Consider the following 17,794-nt stretch of genomic DNA (forward strand, 5'->3'; position numbering starts at 1 on the left):
CGCGTTAGTGATAGATTAGTCCACGACTGTGCACCGCACCCCCTGGAGTTTCACCACCGTTCCGGCAGTCTCTTTTTTCCATTGCGCAAGGGACGGCCCGTTCAGATGCACCTCGAATGCGGCTGCGTCCCGGTACATTTCGTAGACGCGAACTCTTGTATCGTCGTCTTTCGGCAGCAGGACTTCGAATTGCAGGGTCCCGGGTTCATCCTTCAGGCGGGCCTTGTGCGCCAATAACAAGGCAACGACCTCATCTTTCCGCCCTGGGGCAACCTCGATCGTAACAACGTTTGCAAACCTTGACATGACGCTTCTCCTTCAATGATGGCCGTTGACGTGGATATCTATCGTCCGGTGACTGCGATCACGGCTTCCTTGACCTTCGCGATGGCATAGTGGGCCGCAAGGTCGAGCTCGATATGGGGAATGTTGGGCAGCTCGTCGGCCGCGACGACGCAATCGACGATCGCGGGCCCGTCGACTGCGAAAGCATCGGCGATCGCGCCATGCAGCTCGTCTGGATGCCTTGCCTTGAATCCATGGCCTCCGCAGGCACGGGCCAAGGCGACAAAATCCGGATTCGGAAATTCGATCGCCTCCCGAAAAGCCGGGAGACCTACACCCTCCGCCTCCAAAAAAATGAGACCAACGCTGGAATTATTGTAGACGATGACTTTTACCGGCAGCTTGTGGTGCACTGCGGTCAGGAGCTCGCACATCAGCATGTTGAAACCACCATCGCCGCAAAGAGCAATGATTTGGCGCGAGCGGTCGAGCACCTGGATGCCGTTGGCCTGACCAAGCGCAGTTCCGACACCGCAATTGTTGAAGGAGCCGAGGATCCGCTGTGATCCACTCTGCCGAATCCAATTGCCAGACCAGAGCGTGTTGAGGCCCGTATCGATAATGAACACCGCATCGCGTTTGGCGGCATCGCTGACGGCCCGCGCCACCGCTTGCGGGTGGATACGGTCGCGGCTACGCTTTGGGTCCGCTTGCTTGTCCAGCAACGCGTCCCACTTGCGACGCTCGCTCGTCACTCGCTCGAAAAACTCTCTGTCGCTCTTGGCGGCGATTTGGTCGAGCAGCAGCCTCACGGTCGGTCGCACCGATCCAACGACGCCTAAGGCGGTCGGAGCCCGGCGTCCGAGTGCGCCCGCCCTCTCATCGACTTGAATGACAGAGCCCTTGTGCGGCAAAAAGTCCGAATAGGGGTAGTCCGTACCAAGCATCAGCAGCAAGTCACACTGCATGATCGCGTGGTAGACCGCTTTCGTGCCAATCATGCCGATGCCGCCCATCCAGCGGGGGTCGTCAAACGGCATAACGTCTTTGCCTTTGACTGAATGGATCAAAGGCGCTTTGAGCCGATCCGAGAGTGCCCGCAGCTCGTCAGCGGCGCCGTAGCATCCGCTGCCGCACATAATGACAATATTGTCGGCCGCATCAATTTGGCGCGCCATCGTAGTGACGTCTGTTGCACTTGCAGCAAACTCAGGGGGCGGTCTCAACGTCGCGACGCTCGAAACGGCGCCATCAGCTTTGACTGCAATCACGTCTTGTGGAAGCGTCGGATGTGCGACGCCGCGGCCAGCATAGGCAGCCGAGATCGCCTGATGGATCACTGCCGGCGCCTGCGCCGGGGAGGAAACGGTTTCGGTATAGAGGCAGACATCGCGGAAAAGCAAATTCGGCTCAGTCATCTGGACATAGTCGGTTCCGCGCAGCTTGCTCGGCATGTCGCCGGAAAGCGCAAGGACCGGCGCATGGTCGCGGGCTGCTTCATAAAGGCCGGCGACGAGATGAGTGCTGCCGGGTCCGGTCGTGCCCGCACACACGCCCAGCCGGCCGGTCAACTTGGCTTGCCCTGCAGCCGCAAGTGCCGCTCCCTCCTCATGCCGGACGCCGATCCACTCTATCTTGCTGCGGCGAACCGCGTCGCCCAGCGGATTCAGAGAGTCGCCGATCAGGCCGAAGATCTGCCGAACCCCGATCTGTTCGAGCACGCCGACTAGGACGTCTGCTACCATTTGGGCCATCTGCCACTCCTTCGCTGCTGCCACAGCCGCCATCGTTGTGGCGTCCAAGAAATTGATTCCGTCCCGAAATTCGGGGCGCAGACTTCATTTCAGGGCGTAGGTGCGTAGTGAGTGAAAGCGTAGTCGCGATCTATTGCGGGCTGGTAGCAGGGGAAGCATGCTTTGTGCAGCCGGACTCATCGCTAGGCTTGCCGGTCGTGACGTGGGCGAAACCGCAAGTCGGTGAGGCAAAATGCCTAAGACCAGGGAGAGCCCGCACACTGGCGCAAAGGGTCACGAGTTCCTCCCTTGCCAATGCCGCAACGCGGTGGCCAACGTAAATTCCCGTGAGGCCAGCGTCAACCTAAACTCTGCACCTTACGTCGGGTTCGGGTCAATCGTGACGGTTTTGCCCGATCCCGATTAGGTCCGGTCTACGCCCTCAGAGCCGACATGCAGGCGACAGGCGGATTTCGTAGCGAAGGGCCACTGCACAAAGTCGCTGCGCTCCAGCCCGCTGCGCGGGGGCAAGAGCCGAGGGGGCCCGGTAGCCAGTTGAGAGGATAGTGGTAGCACTAAAGAGCCCCGTCCTGAGAATCGAGGTGTTGCAACCCTCACTCAGGAAGGAGCTCTCCATGAGCGATACCAACACAGTCAGTCCGCTGCGTCAGCGTATGATCGAAGACATGGCTGCGCGCAAGCTCAACCCGCACACGCAGCGCGGCCACATTTACAGTTGCAAGCGGTTCGCCGCCTGGCTCAAACGCTCGCCGGATACAGCGACCGCCGACGAGGTGCGGCTATTTCAGCTGCACCTGATCGAGAGCGGGATGAGCATCTGCAACCGCAATCGGATCATGACCGGGGTGCGGTTCCTGTTCCGCGTCACGCTACGTCGTCACGATCTGGCGGCCGAGGTCTGGCACATCAAGGAGCCCGAGAGGCTGCCGCCGGTGCTGAGCCCTGAGGAGGTCAAGCGTGTCCTCACCATGGCGACGAGCCTGAAGGCGCGAGCGATGCTAACGCTGGCCTATGGTTGCGGATTGCGCGCCGGGGAGGTGGTGCGGCTGCGGGCGAGCGACATCGACAGCGCGCAGAAGATCATCCGCATCGTGCAGTCGAAGGGCCGCAAGGACCGGCACGTGATGCTGCCGCCGGAGGTCCTGAGGCTGTTGCGGCAATGGTGGAAGGCGGGGCCGACCGCATCCAACAACGGCGTCGCGCCCGAACAGCGCTGGCTGTTTCCCGGTCGCAGTCAACGTCAGCCACTGACCACGCGTCAGTTCAGCCGGTTGTTCAAGGAGGCCGCCAAAGCCGCGGGGCTGCGCAAGACGGTCCCGCTGCATTCGCTTCGCCACAGCTTCGCGACCCACCTGCTCGAGCGCGGCAGGGACATTCGCGTGATCCAGGCGTTGCTCGGACATTCCAAGCTTGAGACGACAGCCCGCTACAGTCGCGTGGCGATCGGACTGATTGCCAAGATCGAGAGCCCGCTCGAGGGCCTAAGCGCGCCGCGCCGCCGCCGTGCGAAGCGAGGCAGTGAGGAGCCGCCAGCGCCGTAGCGCCGCCGGCCGTGGCTCGGCCAGTTCTGGAGGTCGCGGATATCCTCCGCGACCACGGCCCTGCTTGGCGTGACGCCAATCAGGGGCATGTGAGCCTCGGGCAACTGAAGGTGATGAGTGCGATCGAGCGCTGTCGTACGGCAGCGCTCGGCGGCCACGTCGCGCGCTGCGAGAACACAGCGTGCGGCCACACCGAGATCGCCTACAACTCCTGCCGCAACCGGCATTGCCCGAAGTGCCAGGCTGCGGCGTCACGCCAATGGCTGGCCGACCGCGAAGCGGAGCTGCTGCCGGTGCCGTATTTTCATGTCGTCTACACGCTGCCGAGCGAGCTGCGTGACATCGCCTACCAGAACAAGCGTGTGATCTACAACCTGCTGATGAAGACGGCGGCCGAGACGACGCTCGCCATCGCAAGCGATCCCAAGCGCCTCGGCGCACGGATCGGTATCACGGCCGTGCTGCACACCTGGGGCTCGGCGCTCACCCATCATCCGCACGTGCACATGATCGTGCCGGGTGGCGGGCTCTCGCTCGATAACAGGCGATGGATCGCCGCGCGCTCCGACTTCCTCGTCCATGTCAACGTGCTGGCGCGCCTGTTCCGCGGCAAGATGCTGGCGATGCTCATGCAGGCGCACGCCGCCGGCGCGCTGAAGTTCTTCAACACCCATGCCGGGCTCGCCGACAAGACAACGTTCAAGCGCTTCATCGCGCCGCTGCGGCGCATCAGATGGGTGGTCTATTGCAAGGCCCCGTTCGCGGGGCCCGCGCAGGTGCTGCGCTATCTCTCCCGTTACACCCATCGTGTCGCCATCTCCAACCGCCGCCTCGTTGCAGCCGACGACGAGGCGATTGCGTTCCGCTGGAAGGACTATCGCGTCAGCGGCCCCGACCGCTGGAAGACGATGCGGCTTCACCCGCACGAGTTCATCAGGCGCTTCCTGCTGCACGTGCTGCCCACGGGTTTCCACCGCATCCGCCACTACGGGCTCTTTGCCTCCACCAACCGCGCCGAGAGCATCGCAACCGCCCGCGCACTCCTCAATGTCGCCCCGTCTGCCGCCGATCCCCAACAAGAGCCGGATGTTGCGCCGGATACGCCGCATGTGCTGCCGTGCCCTTGTCCCCGCTGTGGCGCACGCATGATCGTCATCGAGACCTTCGCACGCGGCTGCGCGCCGAGCTGGCGACCAACACCGATCAGGATCGACACGTCATGACCAACACCGCGTGTAAGCCCTGCAGTTTTCCCGGGCCGATCCGCTGGCTCCACGCCGGCAGCGATCTCGCTCAACCCAATGGCATCTATCAGTGCGCGGATCGTGCGTCGATGCGCTCCGAACAGCCACCAAAAAGCCTATTGCGCCCTGCCGATCTCCTGTCCGTGCAGACACCCTGGTCGAATCCTGCCGGCATCACCTCGACCATCGAGATCGGCGCCAACATCAAATCCCCATAGCACTCGCTGCCCGGCCAGTGCCCAACTTCCCGCGACTTCGTGCCTTGGCGCTTTTTGGACGCCGGTCAGTTGAGCGTGCGGAGCCTCCTCGTTGCCGGCGTCCAAAAACCTGCACACAACAGGACATCACGGCCGCCAGGTCAATCGATCACAATTTGCCCAAGCAGCGACTCCGGCCCGATCTCAAACCCGCCGGCGGAAAACGGCCGGTCGTTGACCAGCAACAGCACAAGGCAAACGGCGAGAGCCGTCGAAAGGATGAACAAGTTCACGGCCATCGCGGGTGGCCGATCGATGTGCACGATGGCGACGGTCACAAGCATGAGCATCCCAAGAACGACAATGACAATCCACTGCATGGGCAGCACAGAAGCCTCGCTGAGCAAAATGCGATGCCGTCTTGCGTCGATAGCTTGCTCGATCGCGACCAACGTGCGTTGCTGTGCGATCTGCTGACCAGGATTTTGCGGCACAAAGGACAATAGCGTCGCCATCGCGTCGGTGAGTCCCGGTATGGAGGTCCGCATTTGGGCGCTGCTGGCCAGCATGGCGGACCATTCGTGTTCTCTGGTGAATTGCAGGTACCGGCCGATGGCGTGGCGAATCTCGGTCTGCACATTCTGCGGGAGTCTGTCCGCCAGCGTCACGACTTCCTCGATGTTGCGGACCTCGTCCCTGACGACAGCACTGGCGTGATCGAAATTGGTCCATGTCCGGGACGCGACGAATGCGATCACCAGGCCGGTAAGAACTGACAAGGGCGTCAACATAACAGGTGTTGTCGCCTTCAACTCGTCCGCGATGCGTTTTGAAACCGATACTCGAGCGATTAGGAAGACTATCGTCGCGCAGAGATAACACGCTCCGAAAGTAACGAGAGCAATGACGATCGATGGTTGCGATTCAATCCATAACAGCAGGCGATGGAATTCCATGTCGCTTCCCAAACAGCTGTCTTTCACAACCGATCAACCGCACGAGCCATTACTGACGTAACCCGCGCGCTTCACCTCGCTCCATATCCGCCAAATTCAGCGGGCAGCCAACCGGCGCGCGCGATGTCACGCCTGCAAAATCCTTTGGCAACCGACCCGAAGCGCTTCTGCCTAAACCCAATCAATCACATCTTGCGACCATACACCTTAGGCACCCATGATCAAAAGAAGAACCGTGAAACTTGCATGGGCTCAACCGGAGATCATCGAGTTCCGCTCTGGGTCACCAGCGCCGCTCGCTGCAATAGGACCTTGGCCTTTCGATTTCCGCTGTATCCGGCTAGCCACCCGCCGTGCGCGGCGGTGCAATAAGTCGCGACGGCCAACAGGCGACATCGGAGGATCAGCCTGATAGAAAGGATGCCGCCAACTGAGCCGACCGAAATGATGTGGACGCATGCAAAAAGCATCAAGGTTATTGACCGAGCCGATGGAAAGGCAAAGGTCTATATCCTTGCTCGCCATGATGGGCTTTACGAGTACAGAGGCGAGGCTGAGATTGAAGGGGATGAGTACGAAGGAGTCTATTGGTCGCCTACTGAAAGGTCCGGTCTCTTCGCATCAGCCCAAGAGGCCGAGCACGCCGCGTGCGATGAGGTACTGTGGCTCCGTCAACAAATTAGGAAAGAAGAACCCGGCCGCTAGGCTCTTGGAATCCGTTGCGGGTCATCAGCTCCAGTTGCACAGCCTTACCGGCATCTCCGCTCCACCCCCGAAAGCCGACATTCGGATGATCGCCGGAGTTCGTCGGTGTGGCACAACAGCGGACGTTCGCGATTTGGAACAGGCCGCCAACTGATTGCGTAACCTTGCTCATTTGATGAGGAGTTTCCGTGCATCTTCCGCCGCTCGGTCCAAGCGCATACGGTTCTTCCCTTGGCCTAGTTCGTCACGATATTGACTAAGAGAGAAAACATTGAGTTCTTTGACGGTCAGCGACCCAGCAGTGCGCGGAATCTCAAAAGTAACAACCGACCGGTCATCGATAAGCACGGTGTATATGTCTTCGTATTGTTCTGGAATGTTGTTTAGCACGTGAAAAACCGTGCCGCGTAGGCCATTGGCCGCCATGAGGCTTATCAAGTCCGCGTCTTGACTACTTTCATGTGGCTGCAAGATGCGAGACTTGTATTTGTCGTGGAGCCGTTGCGGTGACATCCGTCTAATCCTTCCCATCCCTTCGAGCGAAAATGACAGCCGAGACCGACGTCTGCAACGGGTCCAATCGTGACGGTTTTGCCCGATCCCGATTAGGTCCGGTCTACGCCCTCAGAGCCGACATGCAGGCGAGAGGCGGATTTCGTAGCGAAGGGCCACTGCACAAAGTCGCTGCGCTCCAGCCCGCTGCGCGGGGGCAAGAGCCGAGGGGGCCCGGTAGCCAGTTGAGAGGATAGTGGTAGCACTAAAGAGCCCCGTCCTGAGAATCGAGGTGTTGCAACCCTCACTCAGGAAGGAGCTCTCCATGAGCGATACCAACACAGTCAGTCCGCTGCGTCAGCGTATGATCGAAGACATGGCTGCGCGCAAGCTCAACCCGCACACGCAGCGCGGCCACATTTACAGTTGCAAGCGGTTCGCCGCCTGGCTCAAACGCTCGCCGGATACAGCGACCGCCGACGAGGTGCGGCTATTTCAGCTGCACCTGATCGAGAGCGGGATGAGCATCTGCAACCGCAATCGGATCATGACCGGGGTGCGGTTCCTGTTCCGCGTCACGCTACGTCGTCACGATCTGGCGGCCGAGGTCTGGCACATCAAGGAGCCCGAGAGGCTGCCGCCGGTGCTGAGCCCTGAGGAGGTCAAGCGTGTCCTCACCATGGCGACGAGCCTGAAGGCGCGAGCGATGCTAACGCTGGCCTATGGTTGCGGATTGCGCGCCGGGGAGGTGGTGCGGCTGCGGGCGAGCGACATCGACAGCGCGCAGAAGATCATCCGCATCGTGCAGTCGAAGGGCCGCAAGGACCGGCACGTGATGCTGCCGCCGGAGGTCCTGAGGCTGTTGCGGCAATGGTGGAAGGCGGGGCCGACCGCATCCAACAACGGCGTCGCGCCCGAACAGCGCTGGCTGTTTCCCGGTCGCAGTCAACGTCAGCCACTGACCACGCGTCAGTTCAGCCGGTTGTTCAAGGAGGCCGCCAAAGCCGCGGGGCTGCGCAAGACGGTCCCGCTGCATTCGCTTCGCCACAGCTTCGCGACCCACCTGCTCGAGCGCGGCAGGGACATTCGCGTGATCCAGGCGTTGCTCGGACATTCCAAGCTTGAGACGACAGCCCGCTACAGTCGCGTGGCGATCGGACTGATTGCCAAGATCGAGAGCCCGCTCGAGGGCCTAAGCGCGCCGCGCCGCCGCCGTGCGAAGCGAGGCAGTGAGGAGCCGCCAGCGCCGTAGCGCCGCCGGCCGTGGCTCGGCCAGTTCTGGAGGTCGCGGATATCCTCCGCGACCACGGCCCTGCTTGGCGTGACGCCAATCAGGGGCATGTGAGCCTCGGGCAACTGAAGGTGATGAGTGCGATCGAGCGCTGTCGTACGGCAGCGCTCGGCGGCCACGTCGCGCGCTGCGAGAACACAGCGTGCGGCCACACCGAGATCGCCTACAACTCCTGCCGCAACCGGCATTGCCCGAAGTGCCAGGCTGCGGCGTCACGCCAATGGCTGGCCGACCGCGAAGCGGAGCTGCTGCCGGTGCCGTATTTTCATGTCGTCTACACGCTGCCGAGCGAGCTGCGTGACATCGCCTACCAGAACAAGCGTGTGATCTACAACCTGCTGATGAAGACGGCGGCCGAGACGACGCTCGCCATCGCAAGCGATCCCAAGCGCCTCGGCGCACGGATCGGTATCACGGCCGTGCTGCACACCTGGGGCTCGGCGCTCACCCATCATCCGCACGTGCACATGATCGTGCCGGGTGGCGGGCTCTCGCTCGATAACAGGCGATGGATCGCCGCGCGCTCCGACTTCCTCGTCCATGTCAACGTGCTGGCGCGCCTGTTCCGCGGCAAGATGCTGGCGATGCTCATGCAGGCGCACGCCGCCGGCGCGCTGAAGTTCTTCAACACCCATGCCGGGCTCGCCGACAAGACAACGTTCAAGCGCTTCATCGCGCCGCTGCGGCGCATCAGATGGGTGGTCTATTGCAAGGCCCCGTTCGCGGGGCCCGCGCAGGTGCTGCGCTATCTCTCCCGTTACACCCATCGTGTCGCCATCTCCAACCGCCGCCTCGTTGCAGCCGACGACGAGGCGATTGCGTTCCGCTGGAAGGACTATCGCGTCAGCGGCCCCGACCGCTGGAAGACGATGCGGCTTCACCCGCACGAGTTCATCAGGCGCTTCCTGCTGCACGTGCTGCCCACGGGTTTCCACCGCATCCGCCACTACGGGCTCTTTGCCTCCACCAACCGCGCCGAGAGCATCGCAACCGCCCGCGCACTCCTCAATGTCGCCCCGTCTGCCGCCGATCCCCAACAAGAGCCGGATGTTGCGCCGGATACGCCGCATGTGCTGCCGTGCCCTTGTCCCCGCTGTGGCGCACGCATGATCGTCATCGAGACCTTCGCACGCGGCTGCGCGCCGAGCTGGCGACCAACACCGATCAGGATCGACACGTCATGACCAACACCGCGTGTAAGCCCTGCAGTTTTCCCGGGCCGATCCGCTGGCTCCACGCCGGCAGCGATCTCGCTCAACCCAATGGCATCTATCAGTGCGCGGATCGTGCGTCGATGCGCTCCGAACAGCCACCAAAAAGCCTATTGCGCCCTGCCGATCTCCTGTCCGTGCAGACACCCTGGTCGATCCTGCCGGCATCACCTCGACCATCGAGATCGGCGCCAACATCAAATCCCCATAGCACTCGCTGCCCGGCCAGTGCCCAACTTCCCGCGACTTCGTGCCTTGGCGCTTTTTGGACGCCGGTCAGTTGAGCGTGCGGAGCCTCCTCGTTGCCGGCGTCCAAAAACCTGCACAAAAGCAGTCATGCCGCTTCCGCCGACCGCGTAGTTGATGTAGGCTCGCCATCGAGCTGCCCGACAGGGATATGCCGAAGCCCCTATTTTGAGCGGCAGCGCTAGTGCCGTCGGCAGGCTCGCACTCCAATAATCGAATTGACCTGTTTCTTGCGGAGGACCATCACCAGGCATCCGCAGCTAAACGCGTTCTCGGGTGCCGGATAAAGGGAGGAACAGATGAACACTGATCGGTCCATATCGCCTTTGTTCCCGATGTCGCTCCCCGCGGCCGTCCTGGGCGCTCTGCTTGTCAGCATGCCGTGCCCGGCCTACGCGCAGATGCGTATCGAAATACGGCCTGTCGAGACCGTCACGCTCAGCACTCAGCAATTCCTGACGGGCGACAAGAATGGCAAGCCTGCTATCTTGGCTGGGGAATTGCGCATTCCGAAGCCGGGAAGCGACAAGCTGCCCGCCGTGATCCTTGTGCACGGTTCAGGGGGAGCCAGCGCGCTTCATGACCGATGGGTGCAAGAACTCAATGGCATTGGGATCGCAACATTCCTTCTCGACAGTTTCTCCGGTCGCGGCATCGTCAACACCATCAACGATCAGTCCCAGCTAGACAGTTTGGCCATGATGGTCGATGCGTATCGCGCCCTCGGCAGTTTGGCGCAGCACCCGCGAATTGACCCAAACCGCATCGCTGTGATGGGCTTCTCGAAGGGTGCCGTAGCCGCCGTGTATTCGAGCAATGAACGGTTCCGGAAGATGTATGGTCCACCAAATGCAGAGTTTGCTGCACACATCGGCCTCTACACTCCGTGTAATGTCACCTATCGCGACGACGGTAAAGTGACGGGAAAGCCGATACGCTTATTCCATGGCATAGACGATGACTGGGTCTCAATCGAGCCGTGTCGCGCCTATGTTGCTCGGTTGAAGAACTCAGGAGCAGATGCAGTATTGACCGAATTTCCGGGTGCCTACCATGCTTTCGATGCGTTTTACTTCAAGGACGCAATGAAGTTTCCGCAGGCACAGACTACCCGCCACTGCCTGCTGGTAGAAGGCAATTCCGGTGAGATTTTGAACAGCAAGAGCGGCGCGCATTACGATCTGAATGATCCTTGCGTAGAGAGGGGAACGACGGTCGTGTATAACGAGGATGCGACCGCAGCTTCGACCAAGACCGTGAAAGAGTTGTTTGCAGCGATGCCATCAAGCGTCAACAACTGAGGGCATCTCTGCGGCAGATTGGCAGTGAGACCTTGGCGTCGCGCAGGTCTGGTCAGGGTCACGTGCCGCCTTCCCGAATGCGTCAGCGCCACGGCCGCAGTACCCCGGATAGCTGCCGACTTGCTGCAGCACGAAGTCCGGCGGCCCTGGGCCCAGAAGCTGTCGTGGCTGGTGCCCGACGAAAAGTGTACGCGCCGCATCGATGCTGACTGCTGCTGACAGGGCGCTGTCAGCAGCACGGTGATACGAGGCGACTGTCGCAAGAGAGCTATCCGGAACCTGCAGGAGATCGCATGAAATTTGCTTCGACCCGTCTGATTGCTGCTGACGTCAAGGCGCTTGTCAGATTTTACGAGAATGTGACAGGCAAAACGGCGGAGTGGCTGGCGCCTGTGTTCGCCGAAATAGTGACCCCTTCGGCAACGCTCGCCTTCGGTAGCGTCGAGACGGTAGCGCTATTTAAGGAGGGGAGCGCAGAGCCTGCTGCCAATCGAACCGCTATTATCGAGTTCCAAGTCGATGACGTGGAGGCCGAGTTTGCGAGATTGAAAGATCAAGTGGAGGTGGTGCACGAGCCAAAGCTGATGCCTTGGGGAAACTGCGCTGCTCAATTTCGCGATCCCGAAGGAACGCTCGTGGGACTTTACACGCCTGTCAGCGAAGCCGCCAAAAAACGGTTTGGGTCGCGATGAATTGGGAAAGAGGATTTCGTCTTCCTCCCTCGGTTAGGCCGGTCCTCTGTGGGCAGGCCCCTCATCGGCTGAAGTCGGTCGAGACGGTTTTGCACGAGTTCCATTAGGTCCGGTCTACCCCTCAGAGCCGACACGGAGGCGACAGGCTGATTTCGCGAAGGGCATCTTCAAATCTCTCTCTCTCAATAGGGTCACCAAACAATGTTAGCTAAACTCAGTTGTCGATGCGGGTTGCGTCATCGGCAAACTCGATCCCGTGCTGCGTTACCCGTCGGAAGCCATCGCCTGCATGGTCAATAAAGTCGCTCAAACGCAACTCTTGGCCATGCGCGCGCGTGACGAACAAGTTCGCTCCGAGCTTGCGGCCAACGGCTCACTATTCGAGGGCTATCATCCCCGAATGGAAGAAGTCCACCGAGCTAACGCCCAGGAGCTTCGATCGATAATCCAGGAGCACGGATGGCCGCACGACGCGCTTGTCGGGCCCGAGGGCGCGGAGGCAGCCTGGCTCATTGCCCAGCACTCCATTGGCGAACCGGACTTCATGCGCTGCTGCCGGGCGCTCCTTGATGAAGCGAGTTCTCTCGGGCGCGTGCCCAGGTGGCAGTTGGCCTACATCGATGACAGGATTCGTGTCTTCGAGGGAAAGCCGCAGCGCTTTGGAACGCAGATCGACCTTCGGCCGGAGGGGCCGCAAGCCCACGAACTGGAAGACGCGTCTCAAGTCGATGCCTGGCGAAAAGAGGCAGGCTTGCTAGCAATCGCTGTCGTTCTCGCCAGGGCACAGGCCGATCCGCTCCCTACGCCGCTGGAGCACGAGGTTAGGCGGGCCGCAGAACTCCTGTGGCGTCAGAAGGTCGGCTGGGTATCGTGAGGCGAGGCTAATAGCCCCACGCGGCGAGGTTCGGCCGCAATGCTCGCGTTGTGGTGGCTCACACCGACCCGCGAGGAGATGCATCGGTCAGCCGGACAGCGGGCCGATTTCCGGTTCGGGTCAACAGCGGCGCTCGCGGCCCGTCCGCCAGATATCTGCTTACCCCCTGACAGCAGCGTGAGAGCGGACATCGCTTAGGCGCCGCTTGGGGCCATGTGTGGACGGCTCCGGGTTGGCAAGGAGAATCTTCACGTCGCAGGATTGGTCGGAGCAGCCATGTGTTCGGCCTGTTTGCGCGGTACACATGACCGCTGGCCATAATGCTCTCCGCGGATCAGGTCCCGGTCAAAAGCACGCATTCGAGATGCCATGGCCCAAGTGGGTTGTCCTGATCGCCGGATCGACCGGCACTGCATTACGTGCTGTTCGCCCTCCCAACCGTTACGTCACGCCGGCGATGTCGGCGCGATCTCGTTTAGGCCGCCAGCGCGGCCGGCTCCTGGTAGCGTTCGTTCCTCGCCATCATCGCCCAGGCCATCCTGGCGAGCTTGTTGGCAAGCGCGATGGCCGCGAGCTTGGTGGGCCGCCGCGCCAACAATCGCGTGAGCCATGGCCGATGATCGGTGCCATGGATCTTTGCGTAGCGGATTACGGCGAGCGCGCCAGCCGTGAACAGGCTACGCAAATAGCGATCGCCCTGCTTGCTGATGCTGCCAAGCTTGTCTTTGCCCCCGCTCGAGCTCTGCTTTGGCACGAGGCCAACCCAGGCCGAGAAGTCCCGCCCGGATCGGAAGGCTTTGGGATCGGCAATGCTGGCGACCAGCGCTGTTGCCAGCGCCGGACCGACGCCAGGGATCGCGTCCAGCCGCTTGCTCGTCGTGTTTGATCGGTGCCAGGCGATGATGCGGCGGTCAAACTCCAGGATCTGGGCCTTCAGCGCGCGCAATTGACCGCCAAGAGCAGCAAGGCACATCCGGGCGACCTCCGGGACTCGGTCTTCGGCTTTATCGGCGCCGACTTCCAGCAATTGCTCGACGCCTCGCCGCCCAACAGGTGCGACAATCCCGAACTCGGCAAGATAGGCGCGGATCGAGTTGATGACCGCGGTCTGCTGGCGGATGAAGAGGTGGCGCGCTTGGTGAAGCATCAGACAGCTCTGTTGCTCGACTGTCTTGGTCGGCACGAACCGCATGTTGGGCCTCGTCACCGCTTCACAGATCGCCTCCGCATCCGTAGCGTCGTTCTTCTGCCGCTTGACGTAGGGCTTCACATAGGCCGGAGGCATCAATCGCACCATATGTCCCAACGCCTGCAGTTCACGGGACCAATGGTGCGATGATGCGCAAGCTTCGATCCCCACCAGGCATGGCGGCAACTTCTGGAAAAACGCCAAGACGTGGCGGCGCCTCAACTGACGGTGTACGACCACCTGGCCGGCTGCATCAACGCCGTGCACTTGGAAGACCGACTTCGCAATATCAAGGCCAATCGTCGAAATTGACTGCATAGGCTGCTCCTCCGAATCGTGGGAGCCTCAAAACGGCACCCACTCCTTGGCACTCTCGTGCCGGTGGAGGAGCCGTCCACATGGGGTAATCGCGGGAGCGAGTCGCCCCTGAATCCGGGTCAACCGACAATGGAAGCTGGTGGCTGTTCTCCGATAGCATGGAAATACGGGCTCACGACTGGACGCCGGGCCCAAGCATCGAATGGAGAACAGCCATGGAAGAATATATTGGTCTCGACGTGTCGATGAAAGAGACAGCAGTCTCGATCCGCCGAGCCGGTGAACGGATCTGGCGCGGCAAGTGCGCATCTGATCCGAGTATCGTCGCCGAGCTCATCCGCAAGCGGGCGCCGGCCGTAAAGCGAGTGGTGTTCGAGACCGGACCGCTGTCGGTATGGTTTTATCATTCTCTCCGCACCGAAGGATTGCCGGCGATCTGCATCGATGCGCGACATGCTAAAGCGGCGCTTGACATGGCGGCGAACAAGACGGACGCGAATGACGCCGATGGTCTGGCGCAGCTCGCGGAAGTCGGTTTCTTTCGTGAGGTGCGCGTGAAGGGATTTGACAGTATGCTGACACGCACGCTTGTCGCGGCGCGCACTCGGCTGGTCCGGATCACTACCGAGCTCTCCAATCAGATCCGCGGTGTCATGAAAACCTTCGGTCTGCTGGTTCCCGCCGGAAAGCGAAGCACCTTCGAGAAGCACGTCCGGAGCCTTCTTGCCGATCAGGAAGCACTTGCATCCATCGTGCTTCCGATGCTGGAAGCCTGACGCGGCATCCGCGTCCGCGCCGCCGAACTCGGACGCCAATTGGTGCGGGACGCGCGCCAGAGTCGGGCTTGCCGCATCCTCATGTCAATTCCTGGCATCGGTGCGATAACCCAACCTCCTTTACCACCGCTATTGAGGAGCCTGACAACTTCAGGAAATCCCGATCTGTTGGCGCGCGGATCGGCCTAACAACGCGCCGCTACCAATCCGGAGAAGTCGATTATGACGGCCATATATCCCGACGTGGCGACTGCCATTTGCGAGGGCTTCTCCATGAAGCGGCGGCGGTCATTCTGACGCGCAGCTCAACCCACAGCACTCTGCGCACGTGGGGTTTGCAGCTCCGGCAGAGGATCGGCTTCAAAAGAGCTGCCGTGGCTGTGGCGCGCAAACTGGCGGTAATAATGCATACGATGCTTAAAACCGGCGAGCTGTTTAACCGAATGCCGGAGCTGCCGCATAAGTCCAGATAGCGTTCCGAACCCGAACGCCTAAGGCGTCCCTGCCGGGACGTGAGCCGAGCCATTCCGCTGATGCTGTTGCACTGCTGACTCAGCAAAGTGCGTCGTCCACATTGAAGGCTCGTCCCGCGAAGCTCCATCATGCGGCGGCTGATGCCGACCGCGAAGACAACCATGCACCCGGCAGTGTCTCCTCAGCGATTAGATGCTTGACGCTCCGGCAGCGATTAGACAACAGCATCAGTAGCGGATTATGCCGCTTCCAGCCGCTGATCGATGACTGCGCGTAACAAGCCCGACACCGCCATTTGCGACCATTGCCGCCATAGGCTGGTTGTTCTCGTAAGTGAAGGAAGCTGCGGTCTTGTTGGCCACAACAATCTGGGCGCGGTGCGTGCCAACTCGTCGCGTGCAGCGCACAACGCTTCGTCATCTCACGCAGCCTATCGCCTCTATGTAATCCATTTCACAAATGCAGCGAAGCGCGGTCCGATATGATCTCTTGAGGGGCCCCAAAACGGGAGGCCGAGATGCCAACGTTATCTCACCTTTTGCGATGGTCGACCGAGATGCTGCCGGAGCGCGCGGTTCTCCACGTTCCGTGAGGAGTTTGCGCGGCTGAACCTCGCCTTGGACGTGATAGATCACAGCGGCGGCCGCCCGCGTATCGACGTCACCTACTTACCGCTCGGCGCGGTTGGCGTTTGTAACATTGTCACCACGCCGGTGGAGTTTATCCGTCACAAACACCACCTCAAGGATAGCCGTGACCAATTCGGACTGAACATCGTCGAGGCTGGACCAGTCCAATTCGCAAATGCTGACCAGGAACATGTCTATGATGCCGGCTCCGCTTGTTTGGTTGACCGGGGAAGGCCGCTGCGAGTATTTGGGCCGCGTGGCGGCAGGGTCAGATTCGTGACCGTGCAGGCTGCCGCCCTTAAGTCTCTGGTTGAGCAGCCGGAAGATCTATCAGGTCGGCTGGTGCGTCCCGGACCGGCGCTTACACTCCTCGACCGCTACCTGCGGTCGCTCGCATCCTTCAAAGAACCTCCGTCATCAAAACTGGCCTCCACTATAGGCGTACACTTCCTCGATCTCGTGGCCGCGACGCTCGGGCCGACCGCGGAAGCTTCAAACATCGTTGCTGAGCGTGGTGTGAAGGCAGCCAGGCTGCAGGCGATCCTGGCGGAGGTCGCGCGACGCTTCATCGATCCCAATTTCGATCTGGACAATGTCGCGAGGGCGCTCGGTATGTCGCGGCGATACGTGCAAAAATTGCTCGAGGGAACCGGAAAGTCGTTCACCGAGCACCTTGCGGGATGCCGGCTTGAGCGTGCCTTCGCGATGTTGACTGACCCGCAACATCTGCATTTGGCGATCATCGATATCGCGTTTGCGGTCGGCTTTGGTGATGTTTCTCATTTCAATCGCACGTTCCGCCGGCACTTCGGCGAGACGCCATCAGGCGTGCGCGCCGCATCGACCACGCGGGAGCAGAAGTGATTCTGCGAGTCCTCACAGGCGCCGACGGCAGAACCGTAGGCGACGGTGTTTGAGTGGACGGTCTTTGAGTATTGGCGTCGAGGCACAACGCCGAATTTTCGCGAGCCACTCAAATGAACGAGGCCACAACCGAGGCGGCCTTAGTATCGGTGACGCCTCCCCAACGTTTTCTGCAGCCTCACCGAGCGGCGGCGCACCTGGGAGCTTTCGGCCAGTATGAGGTAACGGCACTCAAGGGTCGCAAGATGGCTCCGAGATACCCTAGCTCGTGCCTCATCTAGCTCTCTGCATCGTTTAGCTAGCTTGAGAAATCCTCGGGGTCTCATCCCCGGCTAACGAAAGGCCGAAAGCAGCGTTCGCAAGCAGCGTTCCTGCGCAACAGGCTGAGCGGCCGTGCTGGATGCCGATTGATCCGATCTCGAACTCGCCGTCCTCGCCCTTCAGGGATGACGCGTAGTTGTCGGGGCCTGTGGGTGATAACTCTGCGCAGATATAGATCGCTGGTGGCCCCGCCGGGCTGGCCAATAGAAATCTAGCACTCCGCGGTCGGAAGCTTCGCCGCATAGTTCACAAGACCGTCGAGGAGACCATCGCTGAGCTCTAGGAAATTGTGTGACTTCCAGTAGCTATAAGCGCCCAGCGTGGGCAGCGGGTCGAACGCGGTCTGCCATGCCATGAAGGGCTACATGCCGAGCGCGATAGCGTGTTCATATGCGGCCGCGGCGACGCCGGTCGCTATGCTGCGACAATCGCCA

14 protein-coding genes and 1 pseudogene are annotated in these 17,794 nt (G+C 61.1%); 10 read left to right on the top strand and 5 right to left on the bottom strand.

The annotated features are described in order from the left end of the window. Positions 1-15: 15 nt before the first annotated feature. A complete protein-coding gene (locus tag P6U23_RS09280) occupies positions 16-306 on the bottom strand; it encodes a putative quinol monooxygenase (protein ID WP_407179289.1) in 291 nt (96 codons plus the stop codon). Positions 307-344: 38 nt separating this feature from the next. Next, positions 345-2,006 (bottom strand): thiamine pyrophosphate-binding protein, encoded by a 1,662-nt coding sequence (locus tag P6U23_RS09285; protein ID WP_407179290.1) that lies wholly within the window; start codon positions 2,004-2,006, stop codon positions 345-347. 647 nt (positions 2,007-2,653) lie between these two features. Here P6U23_RS09285 and P6U23_RS09290 point away from each other — a divergent pair. From P6U23_RS09290 to P6U23_RS09300, 3 genes are read left to right on the top strand one after another with little or no spacing between them, the layout of a single operon-like run. Continuing rightward, complete coding sequence (locus tag P6U23_RS09290; protein WP_407176356.1) at positions 2,654-3,580, top strand: tyrosine-type recombinase/integrase; 927 nt, start codon at positions 2,654-2,656, stop codon at positions 3,578-3,580. An 11-nt stretch (positions 3,581-3,591) separates the two neighbouring features. After that, complete coding sequence (locus P6U23_RS09295) at positions 3,592-4,803, top strand: IS91 family transposase (protein ID WP_407176357.1); 1,212 nt, start codon at positions 3,592-3,594, stop codon at positions 4,801-4,803. Continuing rightward, positions 4,800-5,042, top strand: coding sequence for a hypothetical protein (locus tag P6U23_RS09300; protein ID WP_407176359.1), 243 nt, complete (start codon positions 4,800-4,802; stop codon positions 5,040-5,042). The genes P6U23_RS09295 and P6U23_RS09300 overlap by 4 nt, the downstream gene beginning before the upstream one ends. 140 nt (positions 5,043-5,182) lie before the next feature. On the opposite strand, the gene P6U23_RS09305 is transcribed toward P6U23_RS09300, so the two are convergent. Both P6U23_RS09305 and P6U23_RS09310 read right to left on the bottom strand, forming a co-directional pair. After that, on the bottom strand, positions 5,183-5,977 hold the full coding sequence (locus tag P6U23_RS09305; RefSeq protein WP_407179291.1) for a hypothetical protein: 795 nt from the start codon (positions 5,975-5,977) through the stop codon (positions 5,183-5,185). Between the two features lie 873 nt (positions 5,978-6,850). Continuing rightward, a complete protein-coding gene (locus P6U23_RS09310; RefSeq protein ID WP_407179292.1) occupies positions 6,851-7,195 on the bottom strand; it encodes a hypothetical protein in 345 nt (114 codons plus the stop codon). A 304-nt stretch (positions 7,196-7,499) separates the two neighbouring features. Here P6U23_RS09310 and P6U23_RS09315 point away from each other — a divergent pair, with 304 nt between their 5' ends. From P6U23_RS09315 to P6U23_RS09335, 5 genes are all read left to right on the top strand, one after another. After that, entirely contained in the window at positions 7,500-8,426 is a 927-nt protein-coding gene (locus P6U23_RS09315) for a tyrosine-type recombinase/integrase (protein WP_407176356.1), read from the top strand. Positions 8,427-8,437: 11 nt separating this feature from the next. After that, positions 8,438-9,649 carry an IS91 family transposase gene (locus P6U23_RS09320; RefSeq protein WP_407176357.1) on the top strand — a complete coding sequence of 404 codons (1,212 nt, stop codon included), beginning with the start codon at positions 8,438-8,440 and terminating at the stop codon, positions 9,647-9,649. A 572-nt stretch (positions 9,650-10,221) separates the two neighbouring features. Beyond that, a complete protein-coding gene (locus tag P6U23_RS09325) occupies positions 10,222-11,223 on the top strand; it encodes a dienelactone hydrolase family protein (protein WP_407179293.1) in 1,002 nt (333 codons plus the stop codon). Between the two features lie 293 nt (positions 11,224-11,516). After that, complete coding sequence (locus P6U23_RS09330) at positions 11,517-11,915, top strand: VOC family protein (protein ID WP_407179295.1); 399 nt, start codon at positions 11,517-11,519, stop codon at positions 11,913-11,915. 256 nt (positions 11,916-12,171) lie between these two features. Then, positions 12,172-12,789: a DUF6624 domain-containing protein gene (locus tag P6U23_RS09335; RefSeq protein WP_407179297.1), complete on the top strand. Its 618-nt coding sequence runs from the start codon at positions 12,172-12,174 to the stop codon at positions 12,787-12,789. 475 nt (positions 12,790-13,264) lie between these two features. On the opposite strand, the gene P6U23_RS09340 is transcribed toward P6U23_RS09335, so the two are convergent. Continuing rightward, complete coding sequence (locus tag P6U23_RS09340) at positions 13,265-14,296, bottom strand: IS110 family transposase (RefSeq protein ID WP_407179298.1); 1,032 nt, start codon at positions 14,294-14,296, stop codon at positions 13,265-13,267. A gap of 215 nt (positions 14,297-14,511) precedes the next feature. Between P6U23_RS09340 and P6U23_RS09345 the strand changes: the two are divergent. Continuing rightward, a pseudogene (locus P6U23_RS09345) lies at positions 14,512-15,545 on the top strand (IS110 family transposase). Positions 15,546-16,169: 624 nt separating this feature from the next. After that, on the top strand, positions 16,170-17,039 hold the full coding sequence (locus P6U23_RS09350; RefSeq protein WP_407181393.1) for an AraC family transcriptional regulator: 870 nt from the start codon (positions 16,170-16,172) through the stop codon (positions 17,037-17,039). Positions 17,040-17,794: the final 755 nt, after the last annotated feature.

Source organism: Bradyrhizobium sp. STM 3562 (genome assembly GCF_045571435.1).
GTDB lineage: Bacteria > Pseudomonadota > Alphaproteobacteria > Rhizobiales > Xanthobacteraceae > Bradyrhizobium.